The sequence below is a fragment of the Streptomyces roseifaciens genome, from assembly GCF_001445655.1.
In the GTDB taxonomy this organism is placed as follows: Bacteria; Actinomycetota; Actinomycetes; order Streptomycetales; family Streptomycetaceae; genus Streptomyces; species Streptomyces aureoversilis.
This window is the reverse complement of sequence record NZ_LNBE01000004.1, coordinates 2,175,925-2,194,941: the sequence shown is the minus strand read 5'-3', so window position 1 is coordinate 2,194,941 and position 19,017 is coordinate 2,175,925. Positions and strand designations below refer to the sequence as shown.

At 73.5% G+C, this 19,017-nt stretch carries 13 protein-coding genes; 3 read left to right on the top strand and 10 right to left on the bottom strand.

Annotated elements, in window-relative coordinates:
* Positions 1 to 448: 448 nt before the first annotated feature.
* Positions 449 to 1,141 (bottom strand): iron-dependent transcriptional repressor DtxR, encoded by a 693-nt coding sequence (locus AS857_RS27115; protein WP_030369085.1) that lies wholly within the window; start codon positions 1,139 to 1,141, stop codon positions 449 to 451.
* 195 nt (positions 1,142 to 1,336) lie between these two features.
* Here AS857_RS27115 and AS857_RS27110 point away from each other — a divergent pair, with 195 nt between their 5' ends.
* Positions 1,337 to 2,092, top strand: coding sequence for an SIS domain-containing protein (locus tag AS857_RS27110; RefSeq protein WP_058045833.1), 756 nt, complete (start codon positions 1,337 to 1,339; stop codon positions 2,090 to 2,092).
* 103 nt (positions 2,093 to 2,195) lie between these two features.
* Here the strand turns inward: AS857_RS27110 and AS857_RS27105 are convergent, their stop codons facing one another.
* On the bottom strand, positions 2,196 to 3,572 hold the full coding sequence (locus AS857_RS27105) for a PAS domain-containing protein (protein WP_420823966.1): 1,377 nt from the start codon (positions 3,570 to 3,572) through the stop codon (positions 2,196 to 2,198).
* A gap of 503 nt (positions 3,573 to 4,075) precedes the next feature.
* On the bottom strand, positions 4,076 to 4,783 hold the full coding sequence (gene pdxH / locus AS857_RS27100) for a pyridoxamine 5'-phosphate oxidase (RefSeq protein ID WP_058045832.1): 708 nt from the start codon (positions 4,781 to 4,783) through the stop codon (positions 4,076 to 4,078).
* Positions 4,784 to 5,146: 363 nt separating this feature from the next.
* On the opposite strand from pdxH, the gene AS857_RS27095 reads away from it, so the two are divergent.
* Complete coding sequence (locus AS857_RS27095) at positions 5,147 to 6,265, top strand: citrate synthase 2 (protein WP_058045831.1); 1,119 nt, start codon at positions 5,147 to 5,149, stop codon at positions 6,263 to 6,265.
* A gap of 131 nt (positions 6,266 to 6,396) precedes the next feature.
* On the opposite strand, the gene AS857_RS27090 is transcribed toward AS857_RS27095, so the two are convergent.
* The 7 genes from AS857_RS27090 to AS857_RS27060 all read right to left on the bottom strand — a co-directional run bounded on the left by AS857_RS27090 (position 6,397) and on the right by AS857_RS27060 (position 17,610).
* Positions 6,397 to 6,996 (bottom strand): TetR/AcrR family transcriptional regulator, encoded by a 600-nt coding sequence (locus tag AS857_RS27090; protein WP_058045830.1) that lies wholly within the window; start codon positions 6,994 to 6,996, stop codon positions 6,397 to 6,399.
* Positions 6,984 to 7,712 carry an enoyl-CoA hydratase family protein gene (locus AS857_RS27085; RefSeq protein ID WP_058045829.1) on the bottom strand — a complete coding sequence of 243 codons (729 nt, stop codon included), beginning with the start codon at positions 7,710 to 7,712 and terminating at the stop codon, positions 6,984 to 6,986. The genes AS857_RS27090 and AS857_RS27085 overlap by 13 nt, the downstream gene beginning before the upstream one ends.
* A 14-nt stretch (positions 7,713 to 7,726) precedes the next feature.
* Entirely contained in the window at positions 7,727 to 8,884 is a 1,158-nt protein-coding gene (locus AS857_RS27080; RefSeq protein ID WP_058045828.1) for an acyl-CoA dehydrogenase family protein, read from the bottom strand.
* Complete coding sequence (locus AS857_RS27075) at positions 8,881 to 11,088, bottom strand: acetyl/propionyl/methylcrotonyl-CoA carboxylase subunit alpha (RefSeq protein WP_058045827.1); 2,208 nt, start codon at positions 11,086 to 11,088, stop codon at positions 8,881 to 8,883. Before AS857_RS27075 ends, AS857_RS27080 begins: the two co-directional genes overlap by 4 nt.
* Positions 11,089 to 11,125: 37 nt before the next feature.
* Positions 11,126 to 12,724 (bottom strand): acyl-CoA carboxylase subunit beta, encoded by a 1,599-nt coding sequence (locus AS857_RS27070; RefSeq protein ID WP_058045826.1) that lies wholly within the window; start codon positions 12,722 to 12,724, stop codon positions 11,126 to 11,128.
* Positions 12,721 to 14,427: an acyclic terpene utilization AtuA family protein gene (locus tag AS857_RS27065; protein ID WP_058045825.1), complete on the bottom strand. Its 1,707-nt coding sequence runs from the start codon at positions 14,425 to 14,427 to the stop codon at positions 12,721 to 12,723. The genes AS857_RS27070 and AS857_RS27065 overlap by 4 nt, the downstream gene beginning before the upstream one ends.
* Before the next feature lie 90 nt (positions 14,428 to 14,517).
* On the bottom strand, positions 14,518 to 17,610 hold the full coding sequence (locus tag AS857_RS27060) for an FAD-binding and (Fe-S)-binding domain-containing protein (protein WP_107105733.1): 3,093 nt from the start codon (positions 17,608 to 17,610) through the stop codon (positions 14,518 to 14,520).
* Positions 17,611 to 17,873: 263 nt separating this feature from the next.
* On the opposite strand from AS857_RS27060, the gene serC reads away from it, so the two are divergent.
* Positions 17,874 to 18,992 (top strand): phosphoserine transaminase, encoded by a 1,119-nt coding sequence (gene serC, locus AS857_RS27055; RefSeq protein WP_058045823.1) that lies wholly within the window; start codon positions 17,874 to 17,876, stop codon positions 18,990 to 18,992.
* Positions 18,993 to 19,017: the final 25 nt, after the last annotated feature.

The window sequence follows — 19,017 nt, the reverse complement described above, 5'->3', positions numbered from 1 at the left end:
CACCCCTCGTTCGAGTGACCTCGGGGAAGGGTTGGCCGGCGGCACCCAGGGGATTAATCGACCTGGGCGCGGACCGCTCGGGGAAGAAGGTCCGCGGGGCGGACCCTGAGAGCTCGGGGCTCCGGGTCGCCACGGGGGTATATGGGGAGGCAGGGCCCCGGCTGCCCGGAAGGGCGCCGGGGCCCTTGTCACACCCCACCGGCCTCATCGCGCTCTCCCTCCCCGGGACGGCGGCGTGCCGCGCATATGCGCGCCAGCGCCAGCGTGGCACGGCCGGGCCGCCCGCGGGTCCGTTACGCGGACTCCAGCCAGATTCAAGGGAGTTGGCGCAGCACAAGGGGAACCGGCACAGCAGGACGCCCCGCTGCGGGCCGCGGAGGCGGCCGTGTGCAGCGGGGCGCGGGCGAAACGAGGATCCGGGCGAAACGGGGATCCGGGCCGGAAGGCCTCAGCGCTTGGCGACGAAGACGTGCGCCGCGATGTCCGGCTCCAGCTCGGTGGCCTCGCCGCTGCTGCCGACGATCACACCGCCCGCCGAATCCGTCACGCTGACCACCGCACCGGGCTGAACGCCCGCGCGCCGCAGCGAATACATCAGCTGGGCATCCGTCTGGATCGGCTCGCCGATCCGGCGTACGACCACCGTCTTGCCGTCGGACCCGGCGTCCAGGTCCATCAGGCTGACCATGTCCTCATTGAGCAGCGGGTCCGGCTCGGCCTTCTCGCCCAGCTCCTCCAGGCCCGGGATGGGGTTGCCGTACGGCGACTCGGTGGGGTGGCGCAGCAGCTCCAGCACGCGGCGCTCCACCGCCTCGCTCATCACGTGCTCCCAGCGGCAGGCCTCGGCGTGGACCTGCTCCCACTCCAGGCCGATCACGTCCACCAGCAGGCACTCGGCGAGGCGGTGCTTGCGCATCACGCGCGTGGCCAGCCGGCGGCCCTCCTCGGTGAGCTCCAAGTGCCGGTCGCCGGCGACGGACACCAGGCCGTCGCGCTCCATGCGGGCCACGGTCTGGCTGACCGTCGGCCCGCTCTGGTCGAGCCGCTCGGCGATGCGGGCACGCATGGGGACCACACCCTCCTCCTCCAGCTCGAGAATGGTGCGGAGATACATCTCCGTGGTGTCGATCAGTCCGGACATGCGTGCCCCTCGATAAGTCGTGCGCTGGCCCCTGAACCCAATTCTGACGCATACCGCCGACAACGGTGCCGCGTACGGCCCCTGCCCGCCCGCCGTATTGACAGGGCCCTGGTCCAGACCGCAACGTGATCCGCGCCACGAGCGTACGCCAGACCGTACGCGCCACCGGATCTCGATCTAAGGAGCCCCGCAGCGATGAGCGAGAACAAGCTGGCCGGGCAGTTCTTCGACGCCGCGATCGGGCTGCTGCAGCGGGTGCGCGACGAGGAGGCCGGGCACATCACGGCCGCCGGGGCCCTGCTCGCCGACACCGTGGCGGACGGCGGCCGGATCTTCGTCTTCGGCGCCGGCCACTCCTCGCTCCCCGCCCAGGACGTCGTCTACCGCGCGGGCGGCCTGGCCCTGATCAACCTCCTCGCCGTCCCCGGCGTCGTCGGCCTCGACGTCATGCCGGCCACGCTCGGCAGCGCCCTGGAGCGGGTCAACGGCCTGGCGGGCGCGGTCCTGGACACCAGCCCCGTACAGGCCGGCGACGTCCTGATCGTCATCTCCCTCTCCGGGCGGAACCCCCTGCCCGTGGAGATGGCCATGAACGCCCGCGCGCTCGGCGTCCGCGTCATCGGCGTCACCTCGCTCGCCTACGCCGAGCACACCAGGTCCCGCCACTCCTCCGGCACGTTCCTGAAGGACCACTGCGACCTCGTCATCGACAGCAAGATCGACATCGGGGACGCGGAGCTCACGGCGGACGGCATCGCGGCCCCCTTCGCCCCCGCGTCGACGGTCGTCACCAGCGCCCTCATGCAGGCGGTCGTCGCGGCCGCAGCGGGTGAGCTGGCCGCCCGCGGCATCGACCCGCCGATGCTGCGCTCGGGCAACGTGGACGGCGGGCACGAGTGGAACGGGCGGCTGCTGCGCGAGTACGGGGACCGGATCTTCTTCCGTCACTAGGCGCACCCGCCCACCACCACTGAGCGCCCGCCCGCCACCACCAGGCGCACCCGCCCGGCACCACCAGGCGCACCCGGCCACCATCAAGGCGTCGGTCCCGCCATCAAGGCGTCGGTCCTGCCAAGTCGATCGACGCCGCCACCCTGCACGCGATGTCCTCCGCGTACGTCGCGTCCGAGCGGTCGAAGGGACGGCGCGACGGCCCGCGCAGGAACGTCACCACACCGAGCGTCCGCCCGCGGCTGCGCAGCACCGTGGCGAGGGCGTGCACGGTGCCCTCGGGCCACTTGCGCGCGGTGGCCCAGGTCTCGGTGCAGTCCGAGGCGGCGCGGACGGAGCCGCAGCGCTCGACCGCCTGCAGGGCGGGGTGGCCGTCCGGATACGGCACCGGCAGGCCGCCGCGGCCCATCGCCGGGCAGGGCCCCGGGGTGCCGGCCGGCGTGGCGGTGGCTCTGACCAGCCGGACCGGGGGCTCGGGGGCCGGGCACGGCTCGGGGAGCAGGTCGATCAGGGCGTGGTCGGCGAAGCCCGCGAGGGCGAAGTCCATGTAGAGGGAGGCCGCTTCCATGGGGTCCTCGCACTCGGCGACGGCCCGGCCGGCCCGGTGCAGCTGGCTGGCGCGGAAGCGCAGCCGGGCGCTGTCCTGCTCGGTGAGCCGGGCGGCCGTGACGTCCAGGAACAGCCAGGCGACCCCCAGCGGCACCGGCTCCTCGGCGAGCGGCGACGCCAGCCGCAGGAAGCCGCTGCGCCAGCAGCGGCGCTCGGGCGGGGCGCCGCCCTGGTCGCGCAGGGTCACCCAAAGGTCGGTGGGAGCGGGCGGGGCGCCCGCCGCGAGGACGTGCTGGAGGGCGCCTTCGACCTCCTCCACCCCCTGGTCCAGCAGCTCGCCGAGCGGCCGGCCGAGGAGGGCGGTGCGGCCGGTGCGCAGGGCGCGCGCGGCGTGGGCGTTGGCGAGGGCCGGGCGCAGGTCGGCGTCGACGAGCACGACGCCCCAGGACGCGTCCCCGAAGAGGGCCTCGCTGAGCGCGATGGAGCGCTCCAGGTCGATCTGCGTGTGCACCTCGCTGAACGCGCAGTAGACCCCGGCGGGCCGGTCGCCCGCGCCGGGCAGGGCCGACAGCTGGGTGCGCACCAGCACCCGCCCGCCGTCCTTGGTGAGCAGCGCGAACTCGTGCACGTGGCGGCCGGGCGCCGCCATGGCCGCGTCCAGCCGGGCCGCGACCTCCGCGGCGTCGGCGGGCCGCACCGCCCAGCCGGCCAGCCCCTGCCGCCCGACGGCCTCGGCCGCCGTCCAGCCCAGTATCCGTTCGGCCTCGCGGTTCCAGTGGGTGACCGTGCCCTCGGCGTCGAAGGCGCACAGCGCGGTGTCCATGCCGTCGAGCAGCGCCGCGAGGAGGCCGGAGTCGTCGCTGTCGGCGGCTTCCACCGAACCGGGCGCGGCGGCCGGGCGGGCCGGGCCGGACGTGTGTGGTGCGGTCACGAGGTACCCCCAGCTGGACGCGTCTGCATGTCCTGCACGACGGGTCATTCAACTCGACCGTGATGGGCACCACACCGTCTTCGGGGAAATCGTTGCCCACCGGAAATTCGGTTGTCGCTCATCCGCGCGCTTCCTAGGGTGGTGCGCACACGAGAAGGGAGGTGGTTCGGGACATGGTTTCATTCCGGACGCGTGAGGTGACTGCGGGCTAGCGCCCGTCGTCGCGCCAAGCGCAACGCCGGGGCCTCCCAGCTGCAGCTGAGGGGATCCGCCGGCCAATCCCAAGCAGTCACCCGATCCGTGGGCCGCCGAGTCGTCCGCTCGGCACCGCCGCGCCGCAGAGCGCGGCGGTAGCCGGCCCACGGATCGTCTGCTTTCCCGCCTTACGGGGCGAGTGACCGTTTACGGGGGGCGAGTTCCGCCTTACGGAGCGAGTGACCGTCCTACAGAGCGAGTTGCCACCTTACGAAGCGAGTTGCCGCCTTACGGAGCAAGTTGCCGCCTCACGGGGCGAGCCGCTCCACCCGCCAGCCCGCCTCCCCCTCGCGCACCTCGCGCACGTACCGCAGCCGGTCGTGCAGCCGGTTCTCGCGCCCCTGCCAGAACTCCACGCTCTCCGCGGTCACGCGATATCCGCCCCAGCCCGTCGGCACGGGCACCGGCTCCCCCTCGGGGTAGCGGGCGAGCAGCCGCTCGTACGCGGTGTCGATCTCCTCCCGCGACGCGACGACCGCCGACTGCGCACTCGCCCACGCGCCCAGCTGCGAGCCGCGCGGCCGCGAGTGGAAGTAGACGGCCGTCTCCGACGGCTCCACGCGCTCGGCCCGGCCGGCGACGATGACCTGACGGCCGATCGGGTGCCAGGGGAAGAGCAGCGAGACGTACGGATTGCCCGCCAGGTCCGCGGCCTTGCGCGAGCCGTAGTTGGTGTAGAAGACGAAGCCCCGCTGGTCGTAGCCCTTGAGCAGCACGGTCCGCGAGCCGGGCCGGCCCCCGGCGCCGACCGTGGAGACCACCATGGCGTTGGGCTCCCGCAGCCCCGCCGCGAACACCTGCGCGAACCAGATCGCGAACTGCTCGTACGGATCGGGGGCGAGGTCCGCTTCCAGAAGTCCCTGGGAGCGGTACTGCTCTCGCATTGCGGCGGCGTCCAGCGCACCGCCGTGGAATTCGGGAGCGGGGAACTCGTCGGCGTGGGTCACGCGGCCCATCCTGTCAGCAAAGGCCCGGGAAACGCCCAGGGACAGCAGATGAGCCTGCCCGGGGCCGGCCCTCCGTAACCCTCCCGTGGGCAAAACCCCTACTGTGCCGGACATCACCTTTCGCCGCATGTGGCGAACCCCCCAAAATCGCAGGGCGGGAAGCTGTGGTACCCGCACATCACCGGCTATCGTTTCCGGCCGGAATCCGGAACGAGCCCGCCCGTCAGGGGTCAGGGTGCGGAACCGGGTGAAGACCCCCTCCGCACGGGGCATGACCCGGATGACCGGTGACGGACCACGAGTCGCACCGAGCAGCCGCGCCCGACCGGGCCCGGCGCCCCAGCTGTCGCACACATCATGAGGAGCCGCCTGATGTCCGACTTCGTACCCGGACTCGAAGGAGTCGTCGCGTTCGAGACGGAGATCGCCGAACCCGACAAGGAAGGCGGCTCCCTCCGCTACCGAGGCGTCGACATCGAGGACCTGGTCGGCCAAGTGTCCTTCGGCAACGTCTGGGGCCTGCTGGTCGACGGCTCGTTCAACCCCGGCCTGCCGCCCGCCGAGCCGTTTCCGATCCCCGTCCACTCGGGGGACATCCGCGTCGACGTCCAGTCCGCGCTCGCGATGCTCGCCCCCGTGTGGGGCCTGAAGCCCCTCCTCGACATCGACGAGGCCACGGCCCGCGACAACCTGGCCCGCGCCGCCGTCATGGCCCTGTCCTACGTCGCCCAGTCGGCGCGCGGCCAGGGCCTGCCGATGGTCCCGCAGCGCGAGATCGACAAGGCGGAGACCGTCGTCGAGCGCTTCATGAAGCGCTGGCGCGGCGAGCCCGACCCCAAGCACGTCAAGGCCGTCGACGCCTACTGGACGTCCGCCGCCGAGCACGGCATGAACGCCTCCACCTTCACGGCCCGCGTCATCGCCTCGACGGGCGCCGACGTGGCCGCGGCGCTCTCCGGCGCGGTCGGCGCCATGTCCGGCCCGCTGCACGGCGGCGCGCCCTCCCGCGTCCTCGGCATGATCGAGGAGATCGAGCGCACGGGCGACGCCACGGCCTACGTCAAGCAGGCCCTGGACCGCGGCGAGCGCCTCATGGGCTTCGGCCACCGCGTCTACCGCGCGGAGGACCCGCGCGCCCGCGTCCTGCGCCGCACGGCCCGCGAGCTGGCCGCGCCGCGCTACGAGGTCGCCGAGGCCCTGGAGAAGGCGGCCCTGGAGGAGCTCCACAACCGCCGCCCCGACCGGGTCCTCGCCACGAACGTCGAGTTCTGGGCGGCCATCGTGCTGGACTTCGCGGAGGTCCCGGCGCACATGTTCACGTCGATGTTCACCTGCGCCCGCACGGCGGGCTGGAGCGCGCACATCCTGGAGCAGAAGCGCACCGGCCGCCTGGTCCGCCCCTCCGCCCGCTACATCGGCCCGGGCCCGCGCGACCCGCGCGAGGTCGACGGCTTCGCGGACATCACGGGCACGGCGGCGGTAGCGGGCTGATCACCGCCCCCTGACCGCCGGAGGCGGTTGCGCGGACTCCACCGGTCGGCGCAGCCGCCCGCACGGCCGGGCGGCCCCGGGACCCGGGGCCGCCCGGTCCTCGTCCGTCGCCGCCGTCCGGGCCGGTGGCCTCACAGCAGGTCGCTGAGGACGCCCGTCCAGTGCCGGACCACGCGGTCGCGTCTGGCGCTGTCGTCGGTGAGCAGGGTCGCGAGGCCCAGGCCCCGGCACATGTCCAGGAAGCCCTGGACCGTCTCCCGCACGCCCGCGCGGCGTTCGTCGGCGCCGAGGAGCTCCAGCGCCATCCGGTGCACCTCCCGGCCGACCCGCGCCTCCAGTTCGGTGACTTGGGTGCGCAGTGCGTCGTCGTTGGCGGCGGCGACCCACAGTTGCAGGGCGGCGCGGAACAGCGGGCCCGTGCAGAGGTCCACGAGCTGGACGACGGCCAGGTGCGTACGGGCCGGGCCGACGATCAGCTGCACCTGGGGCAGCAGGCCGCGCACGGCGGCCGACCGCTGCTCGGCCACGTACTCCACCGCCGCCGTGAACAGGTCCTCCCGGGTGCGGAAGTGGTGCTGGGCGGCCCCCCGCGAGACGCCCGCGCGCTCGGCCACGACGGAGACGGTCGAGCCGGCCCAGCCGTGCTCGGCGAGGCAGGCGATGGCCGCTTCGAGGAGCCGCCGGCGCGTGGCGCGGCTGCGGTCCTGCTTGGGGAGGCTCAGCGCGCCCATTCCGGCTCCCTGCGCTCGAGGAAGGCGGTCATGCCCTCGCGGGCCTCGGCAGAGCCGAAGAGCCGGGCGGACAGCTCGGTCAGCCGGGCCGTATCGCGGTCGAAGGCCCGCCGTACGTCCGCCGTGACCAGGGCCTTGGACTCGGCGAGGCCCTGGGGCGAGCCGCGCCGCAGCCCGTCCAGGACCGGTTCGAGGTCCTCCTCCCCCGCGGTGACCAGCCCGATCCGTACGGCTTCCGCCGCCCCGAACCGCTCGCCGGTCAGGTAGTAGCGGGCCGCCGCCCGCGCGTCGAGGCGCGGCAGCAGCGGCAGGGATATGACGGCGGGGGCGAGCCCCAGCCGGGCCTCGGTGAAGGCGAAGGATGACGCCTCCCCCGCCACGGAGATGTCACAGGACCCCAGCAGCCCCAGACCTCCGGCGCGCACATGGCCGTTCACCCGGGCCACCACCGGCTTCGGCAGTTCCACCACCGCGCGCATCAGCCGTACGAGGGCCTGCGGCCCGTCCGTGCCCGTCTCTCTCAGATCGGCGCCCGAACAGAAGGTGTTGCCGGCATGGGTCAGCAGGACGGCACGCGTACCGGCGTCCTCCGCGGCCTCCGCCAGGCCCTCCAGCAGCTCGGCGACCAGCCGGGACGACAGGGCGTTGCGGTTGTGCGGGGAGTCCAGGGTCAGCATGGTGATGCCTTGCTCCGAGGAGCGGTGGACCAGTTTCATCTAAGCCGCCTTTCTCAGTACGACTTGGGCAGGCCGAGCGTGTGGTGCGACACGTAGTTGAGGATCATCTCCCGGCTGACCGGGGCGATCCGCGCCACCCTCGACGCCGTGAGCAGCTGGGCGAGCCCGTACTCGGAGGCGAGGCCGTTGCCGCCGAGGGTGTGCACGGCCTGGTCGACGGCGCGGACGGCGGCTTCGGCGGCGGCGTACTTGGCCATGTTGGCCGCCTCGCCGGCCCCCATGTCGTCACCCGAATCGTAGAGATGGGCCGCCTTCAGCATCATCAGCCGGGCGAGCTCGACCTCGATGTGCGACTGGGCCAGCGGGTGCGCAACGGCCTGGTGCGCGCCGATGGGCTCGCGCCACACCGTCCGCGTACGGGCGTAGTCGACGGCCCGGCCCAGGGCGTAGCGGCCCATGCCGATGGCGAAGGCGGCGGTCATGATGCGCTCGGGGTTGAGGCCGGCGAAGAGCTGCAGCAGGCCGGCGTCCTCGTCGCCGACCAGGGCATCGGAGGACAACCGCACGTCGTCGAGGACGAGCTCGAACTGCTTCTCCGGGGCGGCGAGTTCCATCGGTATAGGAGTCCTCGTGAACCCAGGGGCGTCCCTGTCCACGATGAACAGGCACGGCTTGAGCTTCCCCGTCCGCCCGTCCTCCGTACGGCCCACGATCAGCGTCGCGTCGGCGACGTCCACGCCCGAGATGAAGACCTTGCGGCCGTTGAGGACCCAGTCCCCGCCGTCGCGGCGGGCCGTCGTCGTGATGCGGTGCGAGTTCGATCCGGCCTCGGGCTCGGTGATGCCGAACGCCATCTTCGTCGTCCCGGCGGCGATCCCGGGCAACCATCGCCGCTTCTGCTCCTCCGTGCCGAAGCGGGCGATCACCGTGCCGCAGATGGCGGGCGAGACGACCATGAGCAGCAGCGGGCAGCCCGCGGCGCCGAGCTCCTCCAGGACGACGGCGAGCTCGACCATGCCGCGGCCGCCGCCCCCGTACTCCTCCGGGAGGTTGACGCCCAGGTAGCCGAGCTTGCCGGCCTCCTCCCACAGTTCGTCGGTGTGCTTGCCGTCGCGGACCGCCGCGGTGACGTACTCACGCCCGTAGCGGCTGCCGAGTGCGGTGACGGCGGCACGCAGGTCCTGGTGTTCCCGGGTCTCTACGAAGCTCATGACAACGGCTCCTTCGGCTCCTCGGTGACGGCGGCGGTGACAGCGGCGGCGGTGACGACGGCGAGCAGGGCGCCGACCTCGACCTGGCGGCCGGGGGCGGCGTGCAGGGCGGTGAGCGTTCCGGCGGACGGAGCGACGATGCGGTGCTCCATCTTCATGGCCTCCAGCCAGAGCAGGGGCTGGCCCCCCTCGACCACGCACCCCTCGGCGACCCCGTCCGCGAGGCGGACCACCGTGCCCGGCATGGGCGCCAGTAGGGAACCGGGTGCCGCAGGCACGGCACGGGGGTCGGGGAAGCGGGGCAGGGGGGTGAACGTGTGGGCGCCCGACGGTGCGTCCACGTGGACGCGGTCGTCGTACGCGGATACGGCGTAGGGGGTGCGGAGGCCGTTCACCTCCAGGACCACGTGGTCGCGGTCCGCCTCGACCAGCCGGACGCCGGTGGTGCCTTCGGCCTCCAGGCCGTGCCGGGTGAGGCGATAGCGCACGGTGTGCTCCGTGCCGTCCGGTTCGGAGCGGTAGCGCTTCTCCTGCGGCCGGGAGGGAAGGTTGCGCCAGCCGCCGAAGCGGGAGCGGCCTTGTGCGTCCGCTACGGCCGCGGCGAGGGCTGCGATTGCGGCGCCCTGGCCGCGGGATGCGGTCAGTTCGGCCAAGTGCCGGTCGTAGAAAGAGGTGTCCATACTCCCGGCCACAAATTCCTCGTGGCGGAGCGACCGTACGAGGAGATCCCGGTTGGTGACCGGACCGTGGATGCGGGCGCGCTCCAAAGCATGGGCCAAGAGGCGGATGGCCTCCGGCCGGGTGGGAGCCCAGGCGACCACCTTCGCGAGCAGCGGGTCGTAATGGGCCGTGACGGTGTCACCGGGCCCGACGCCCGCGTCGACGCGAAGGTATCCCGCGCCTCCGGCGCGGCCTTCGTCCCACCCGCCCACCCGTTGAGGTGGGGCGGATTGACCCTGGTACGAGGTGGCCGTGGGTGGGGTGCGGCGGGAGGGGGTGGGGGCGCAGGGGTGGGGGTCCGGGGCGCTGACGTGTATTTGCGGGCCCGATGAGGAAGAGGGCTCCGCTGCGCCGCCGGGCACGGGCCCGTAAATATACGGCCCCGGACCCCCACCCCGGAGCCCCCGCCACCGGACCCCAGACGCACCCGCATCCGCATCCGCACCCACACCCACCGACAACTCCCGGACCACCCCCGTCTGCGGCCGCCACCCCGCACCGGGGTCCTCCGCATACAGCCGCGCCTCCACCGCGTGGCCCGACGGCACCGGCGGCTCCGGGTCCAGCAGCGAACCCTCCGCCACCCGGATCTGCAGTGCCACCAGATCCAGCCCGTACACCGCCTCCGTCACCGGATGCTCCACCTGCAGGCGCGTGTTCATCTCCAGGAAGAACGCCTGCCCGTCCTTCACCAGGAACTCCACCGTCCCGGCGCCCACGTACCCGATGGCCCGCGCCGCGGCCGCCGCAGCCTCTGCGAGCACCTCCCGCAGCTCTTCCGGGAGCCCCGGCGCCGGCGCCTCCTCGATCACCTTCTGGTGCCGCCGCTGCAGCGAGCAGTCGCGCGTGCCGAGCACCCACACGCCCCCGTGCGCGTCGGCCAGGACCTGCACCTCCACGTGCCGCCCGCCCTCCACGTACGGTTCGACGAAGACTTCGTCGTCGCCGAAGGCGGCCATGGCCTCCGCCCGCGCGGAGGCGAGCTCGGACTCCAGCAGGGCGGGGTCCCGCACGATGCGCATGCCCCGCCCGCCCCCGCCTGCCGCGGCCTTGAGGATCAACGGCGGCTCCCCGGCCCCGGCGGACGCCGTCAGCACCGGCACCCCCGCCTCCGCCATGATCCGCTTGGCGCGTGTCTTCGAGGCCATCGCCTCGATCACCCGGGGCGGCGGCCCGACCCACACCAGCCCGGCAGCCTCCACGCCCCGCGCAAACGCAGCGCTCTCGGAGAGGAACCCGTACCCCGGATGCACGGCGTCCGCGCCCGCAGCAAGCGCGGCCTGCACCACCGCGTCCCCCCGCAAGTACGTATCCGAGGCGGCAACCCCGGGCAGCCGCACCCCCGCATCGGCCTCCCGTACGTGCAGCGCACCGGCGTCAGCGTCCGAGTGCACGGCGACGGTACGAATGCCCAGCTCCCGGCACGTGCGGAAGACCCGGCAGGCGATCTCACCCCGGTTGGCGACCAGCAGCGACCCGATCACTCGATCATCACCCTCATCCTCACCCCCACCGTCACCCTCACATCCGGAAGACGCCGAACCCGCCCCGCACGCCCTCGACAGGCGCCGAGTGGATCGCGGACAGGCACATCCCCAGCACGGTCCGCGTGTCGCGCGGGTCGATGACGCCGTCGTCGTAGAGCCGCCCGGAGAGGAAGACCGGGAGCGACTCCGACTCGATCTGCTGCTCGACCATGGCCCGCAGCGCGGCGTCGGCCTCCTCGTCGTACGCCCGGCCCTTGGCCTCCGCCGATGCGCGGGCGACGATCGAGAGGACGCCCGCGAGCTGCTGGGGCCCCATGACGGCGGCCTTGGCGCTGGGCCACGCGAACAGGAAGCGAGGGTCGAAGGCCCGCCCGCACATGCCGTAGTGCCCGGCCCCGTACGAAGCGCCCATGAGCACCGACAGATGCGGAACCCGGGAGTTCGCCACCGCATTGATCATCATCGCGCCGTGCTTGATGATGCCGCCCTGCTCGTAGGCCTGCCCGACCATGTACCCGGTCGTGTTGTGCAGGAAGACCAGCGGCACGTCCCGCTGATTGGCCAACTGGATGAACTGCGCGGCCTTTTGCGACTCCTCGCTGAACAGAACACCCTGCGCATTGGCGAGGACCCCCACGGGATACCCGTGAATACGAGCCCACCCGGCAACCAGGCTCCTCCCGTACCGCGCCTTGAACTCGTCGAAGTCCGACCCGTCCACCACGCGGGCGACGACTTCACGAGGATCGAACGGCACCTTCAGATCCCCCGGCACCACACCCAGCAGCTCCTCCTCGTTATAAAGAGGCGGCTCGGCATACCCCGGATCGGCCTGTGCCTTGCGCCAGTTGAGCCGGGCAACCACACGCCGGGCCGAACGCAGCGCATCGAGCTCGTCAACGGCGAAGTAGTCCGCAAGACCGGACACGCGCGCGTGCATCTCCGCACCGCCCAGCGACTCGTCGTCGCTCTCCTCCCCCGTGGCCATCTTCACCAGCGGCGGCCCGCCGAGAAAGACCTTCGACCGGCCCTCAACCATGATCACGTGATCGGACATGCCGGGGACGTACGCACCCCCGGCCGTCGAATTGCCGAACACGACCGCCACCGTGGGAATCCCGGCGGCGGACAGCCGCGTCAGGTCCCGGAACAGCCCGCCTCCCGGGATGAAGATCTCCTTCTGGCTCGGCAGGTCGGCTCCGCCGGACTCGACGAGCGAAACGACCGGCAGCCGGTTGGCGAACGCGATCTCGTTCGCCCGCAAGGCCTTCTTCAGGGTCCAGGGGTTGCTGGACCCGCCCCGCACGGTCGGGTCGTTGGCCGTGATGACGCACTCGACGCCCTCGACCACCCCGATGCCGGTGACGAGCGAGGCGCCCACGGTGTGGTCGCTCCCCCACCCGGCCAGCGGCGACAGCTCCAGGAACGGCGTGTCCGGGTCGATCAGCAGCTCCACCCGCTCGCGCGCGAGGAGCTTGCCCCGCGCCCGGTGCCGGGCGACGTACTTCTCCCCGCCCCCGGCCAGGGCCCGCGCGTGCTCCGCCGCGATCGCGTCGAGCCGCTCCAGCATCGCCGTCCGGTGGGCGGCGTACTCCTCGCCCGACGTGTCGAGCCCGGACACCAGCACCGTCACAGCAGCACCTCCGGTATGTCCATGTGCCGGGCGCGCAGCCACTCGCCCAGGGCCTTGGCCTGCGGATCGAAGCGGGCCTGGGAAGCGACGCCGGCGCCGAGCAGCCCGCCGACGGTGAAGTTGAGGGCGCGCAGGCCCGGATAGACGTGGCGGGTGACGGGGAGCCGGGCGGTCTCCGGCAGGAGCCGGCGGAACCGCGCTCCGGTGAGCTCGTGGGCCAGCCAGCGCCACGCCGCGTCCGTGCGCACCCACACGCCCACGTTGGCCGAGCCGCCCTTGTCGCCGCTGCGCGCCCCGGCGACGAGCCCGAGCGGGGCGCGCCGGACGGGCCCGCGCGGCAGCGGCTCGGGCAGTACGGGGGGCTCGGGCGGGGGCTCGCCCTCCGCGGCTGCGGGTACCGCGGGCACCCGCAGCCGCGTGCCGTCCGGCAGCACCGCCGTGTGCCGGACGGCGTACGCATCCACCGACGCGGCCTCGAACACTCCGTACGGGGATCCCCGGCCCGGCGGCGCGGTGACGTGGAAGCCGGGGCAGCTGGCCAGGGCCAGCTCGACGGCCGCGCCGCTGACGGCGCGGCCGACCGCCTCGGGGTCGGGGTCGCGCACGACGAGCCGCAGCAGGGCGCTCGCCTCCTCCTGCACCTCCGCGTCGGCGTGGTCCGTGCGCGCGAGCGTCCACCGGACCTCGGCGGGCGGGCGCTTGCCCAGCGCGTCCTCCATCTGCGCCCGTACGAGGGCGGCCTTGGCCTCCACGTCGAGGCCCGTCAGCACGAACACGACCTCGTTGCGCCACCCGCCCACGCGCGTGAGCCCCACCTTGAGCGTGGCCGGCGGGGCCTCGCCCCGCACGCCGCTGATCCGTACGCGGTCCGGGCCGTCCTGCTCCAGCCGGACGGTGTCCAGCCGGGCGGTCACGTCGGGGCCCAGGTAGCGCGGGCCGCCCGTCTCGTACAGGAGCTGGGCCGTGACCGTGCCCACGGTGACGGCGCCGCCCGTACCGGGGTGCTTGGTGATGACGGCCGAGCCGTCGGCGTGGATCTCGGCCAGCGGGAAGCCGGGGCGGCGGACGTCGTGCTCGGTGAAGAAGGAGTAGTTGCCGCCCGTCGCCTGGGTGCCGCACTCCAGGACGTGCCCGGCGACGACCGCGCCGGCCAGCCGGTCCAGGTCGTCGGCGAGCCAGCCGAAGTGGGCGGCGGCGGGGCCGGTGACGAGCGCGGCGTCGGTCACGCGGCCCGTGACGACGATGTCCGCGCCCGCGCGCAGGCAGGCGGCGATGCCCGCGCCGCCGAGGTAGGCGTTGGCCGTGAGGACGTCCGGGCCCCACTCCCGCTCCTGCAGCAGGTCGTCGCCCTCGACGTGGGCGACGCGGACGTCGGCGCCCACGCGGCGGGCGAGGGCGCGGATCTCGCGGGCGAGGCCGCCGGGGTTGAGCCCGCCCGCATTGGCGACGATCTTCACGCCGCGGTCGGCGGCGAGGCCGAGGCTCTCCTCGAGCTGGCGGAGGAAGGTCGCGGCGTAGCCGCGGGCGGGGTCCTTGAGGCGGTCGCGGCCGAGGATGAGCATGGTCAGCTCGGCCAGGTAGTCGCCGGTGAGGACGTCGAGGGGGCCGCCGGTCAGCATCTCGCGGAGGGCGCCGAAGCGGTCGCCGTAGAAACCGGAGGCGTTGCCGATCCGCAGCGGACGTAAGGGTTCGGGGTCTGTCACCGTGTGCCGCTCCCTCGGGAGTTCGTCAGGACGGAGAGAGCGTGACAGCGCCCGGGAAAACAATCAAGCGTGCTTGCCTTTATTTTTCGGTCAGTTGTGCGGGAGTGTGGTGGTGCCGAGGGCCTCGGCGAGCACCTCGGCCAAGTGGCGGGCGGGCGCGCCTTCGCCGCCCGCGAGCTGGGCGATCTGCGTACGGCAGGAGAACCCGTCGGCCAGGACCTCCGCGCCGCGGGGCGCCTGCCGCAGGGCCGGAAGCAACTGCTCCTCCGCGCACGCCACGGACACCTCGTAGTGGCCCGCTTCGAACCCGAAGTTCCCGGCCAGGCCGCAGCATCCGCCGCTCAGCGCACCCACGAGGCCGGCGCGCTCGCGCAGGCGGCGCTCGGCGGCGTCGCCGAGGACCGCGTGCTGGTGGCAGTGGGTCTGACCGGCCACGGGGCGGTCCAGGCGGGGCGGCTGCCAGTGCGGGGCGAGCTCGTCGAGGGTCTGGGCGAACGTACGGACAGACGCCGCCAGTTGATGCGCTCGCCGGTCACCGGGAAGCAGCTCGGGAAGATCCGTACGGAGCGAGGCGGCGCAGCTGGGCTCCAGCACGGTGACGGGCAGGCCGGCGGCGAGGGCGGGCGCCATGAGGTCGAGGGTGCGGCGCATCTCCTTGCGGGCGCGGTGGAGTTGCCCGGTGGAGACCCAGGTGAGGCCGCAGCAGGGCGCCTTCGGCGGGACTGCGACACGGAGGCCGGCGTGTTCGAGAACGGCGACGGCGGCGCGGCCGACCTCCGGTGAGAGGAAGTTGGTGAACGTGTCGGGCCAGAGCACGAGGTCCGCGCCTGCGGCGCGGCCTTCTTCCCGCCCACCCACCCGTTCCCCGGAACCGGGCCGGTTGCCGCCAGGGCCGCTGCCGAACGCACCGGCGCCGCCGGGGGAAGCGGAACCGGGGCCAGGGCCGGGACCAGAACCGGAGCCGGGACCAGAACCGGGACCGGGACCAGGACCGGGGCCAGAACCGGAGCCGGGGACGGGGCCGGTAGCGGTGCCTGCGGCCGGGGCGTCGCCCGTACCGGGACCAGCAGCCGGCAGCTCACCGGCCGAAGGCGCCCACTCAACGGCAACCCCGTCCCCCGGGCCATCACCCGGCCCGCCACCCCGCGCAGCCCCGGCGCACCCCCGCCCCCGCCACCACCGCGTGAACGGCTCCTCTGCCAGTCGCGGAAGGTCCCGTTCCCGGGCGAGCCCCCCGAGGCGTTTCGCCGCCGCGGCCAGCGGCCCGATGCCGGCCAGCCGGTTGACCACTCCGACCGCCCCGGCCGCCCGGAGCGTCGCCGTCCCCCGGAGCCACACCGGCAGCCAGCCCATCGCGTAGTGCGCAGCAGGCCGCACCCGTCCCGCGTAGTGGTGGTGGAGGAACTCCGCCTTGTACGTGGCCATGTCGACGCCCACCGGGCAGTCGCTGCGGCATCCCTTGCACGCCAGGCACAGGTCGAGCGCCTCGCGGACCTCCTCCGAGCGCCAGCCGTCCGTGACGACCTCGCCCGCCAGCATCTCGTGCAGCAGGCGGGCCCGGCCGCGCGTGGAGTGCTGTTCCTCGCGCGTCACCCGGTAGGAGGGGCACATCACGCCCGTCGCGCCCGGAACGACCTCCGTCTCCCGGCACTTGGCGACGCCGACGCACCGCCGCACGGCCCCCGCGAAGTCGCCGCCGCCCTCGCCGTCCTCGGGGTAGGCGAAGACGACCGGCAGCGGCCGCCTCGGGAGCACATCGAAGCGGAGGTTCTCGTCCAGCTTGCGGGGGCGGGCGAGGATGCCCGGGTTGAGGCCGCCGTCCGGGTCCCAGACGTCCTTGAAGCGTTCGAAGAGGCGGACGACCTCGGGTCCGTACATCTTCGGCAGGAGTTCCGCCCGCGCCTGCCCGTCGCCGTGCTCGCCGGACAGGGAGCCGCCGTGCGAGACGACCAGTTCGGCGGCGTCGCCGGAGAAGTCGCGGAAGCGCCGCACGCCGTCCGGGCGGGTCAGGTCGAAGTCGATGCGCACGTGGATGCAGCCGTCGCCGAAGTGGCCGTAGGGCGCGCCGTGCAGCCCGTGGCGGCGCAGGAGGGCGCGGAAGTCGCGCAGGTAGGCGCCGAGCCGGGCGGGCGGGACCGCGCAGTCCTCCCAGCCTGGCCACGCCTCGGTGCCGTCGGGCAGGCGGGTGGCGGTGCCGGCGGCGTCGTCGCGGATGCGCCACAGGGCGCGCTGCCCGGCCGCGTCCGCGACGACCGTGCAGCCGATGGTGGCCGGGGCGGCCGCCCGGGCGATCTCCTCGGCCCGCGCCCGGGCCTCGGCGGCCGTGTCCCCGCCGGTCTCGACGAACAGCCAGGCCGCGCCCCGGGGCAGTCCGGCCGCCGCGGCGGGACCGACCAGGTCGGCGGCCATGCCCTCCACCGTCAACGGGCGCTGCGGCAGCAGCAGATGGGCGGCGTCGGCGGCGTCGCTCTCGTCGGCGTACCCCAGCACCGCCAGTACGCGCGCCCGCGGCGCCTCGACCAGCCGTACGGTGGCCTCCGTCAGCACCCCGAGCGTGCCCTCGCTGCCGGTGAAGGCGCGGGCCACGTCGACGTGCCGTTCCGGAAGCAGGGCGTCCAGCGCGTATCCGGAGATGCGCCGCGGGAGGTCGGGGAACCCGGTGCGCAGCAGCGCCAGTTCGCCCTCGACCAGGCCGCGCAGGCCCGCGGCGAGCCGGGGCGGCAGGCCGTCGTACCCGCGGGAGAGCCGCGCCCGCTCGCCGCCGTACGTCAGCACGTCCAGCTCGTGGACGTTGTCGGCGGTCGTCCCCCAGGCCACGGAGTGCGCGCCGCACGCGTTGTTGCCGATCATGCCGCCGAGCGTGCACCGGCCGTGCGTGGACGGGTCGGGGCCGAACGTCAGCCCGTGCGCACCCGCCGCGGCCCGGAGCGCGTCGAGGACGACGCCCGGCTGGACGACGGCCGTACGGGCCTCCGGGTCGATCGCCGTGATCGCGTTCATGTGGCGGGTGAAGTCCAGCACCACCCCCGTGCCCGTCGCCTGCCCGGCGATCGAGGTGCCCCCGCCGCGGGCGACGACCGGCACGCCGTGCTCGCGGCAGACGGCGAGGGCGGCCGCGACGTCGCCGGCGTCGCGCGGGGCCACGACGCCCACGGGCACGCGGCGGTAGTTCGAGGCGTCCATCGTCATCAGGGCGCGGGCGGCGGCGCCGAAGTCGACCTCGCCCTGCACGGCCTTGCGGAGGGCGGCCTTCAGCTCGCCATGGGCGTCTCCACCCGCCTCTTCGTACAACTCTTCGTTCGGCTCTTCGTTCGGCTCTTCGTGGTCAGCATCACTCTCCACAAGATCAGCCATACCCCCCATAGTGCCCCGGAGCCCCCGGTTCCACCGTCTCACCGAACGGACGTTTTACTGATCGGGAACACCGCACGCACTAGGCTGCCTGCGTGGCTGATATCCAGATTCCCGCTGACATCAAGCCCGCCGACGGTCGCTTCGGCGCGGGCCCGTCCAAGGTGCGTACGGAAGCGCTCGCCGCGCTGGCTGCCACCGGAACCTCTCTGCTCGGCACGTCCCACCGCCAGGCCCCGGTCAAGAACCTGGTCGGTCAGGTGCGCGACGGCGTGCGCGAACTCTTCTCCCTGCCCGAGGGCTACGAAGTGGTCCTGGGCAACGGCGGCTCCACCGCCTTCTGGGACGTCGCGACGCACGGCCTCATCGAGACCCGGTCGCAGCACCTCACCTTCGGCGAGTTCTCCTCCAAGTTCGCCAAGGCCGCGAAGCTCGCGCCGTGGCTGGAGGAGCCGACCGTCATCTCCTCCGAGCCCGGCACGCACCCGGAGCCGAAGGCGGAGGCGGGCGTCGACGCCTACGCCTTCACCCACAACGAGACCTCCACCGGCGTCGCCGCGCCCCTCGAGCGCGTCGAGGGCGCCGACGAGGGCGCGCTCGTACTGGTGGACGCCACGTCCGGCGCCGGCGGCCTGCCCGTCGACATCGCCGAGACCGACGTCTACTACTTCGCCCCGCAGAAGTCCTTCGCCTCCGAGGGCGGCCTGTGGCTCGCCGTCTTCTCGCCCGCGGCCCTGGAGCGGGCGGCGCGCGTGCACGCCTCCGGGCGGCACATCCCCGAGTTCTTCTCCCTGCCGACCGCGATCGACAACTCCCTGAAGAACCAGACGTACAACACCCCCGCCCTCTCCACGCTCTTCCTGCTCGACCAGCAGCTGAAGTGGATCAACGGCCAGGGGGGCCTGGACTGGGCGGTGCGCCGCACCGCGACCTCCGCCCGCACCCTGTACGGCTGGGCCGAGGCCTCCGAGCACGCGACGCCGTTCGTGACCGACCCGGCCAAGCGGTCGGCCGTCATCGGCACGATCGACTTCTCCGAGAACGTGGACGCGGCGGCCGTCGCCAAGGTCCTGCGCGCCAACGGCATCGTGGACACCGAGCCGTACCGCAAGCTGGGCCGCAACCAGCTGCGCGTCGCGATGTTCCCGGCGATCGACCCGGCCGACGTGGCGGCCCTGACGGCCTGCGTCGACTACGTGATCGAACGCCTCTGACGAGGAGGGCTGCCCGCTCAGTGCG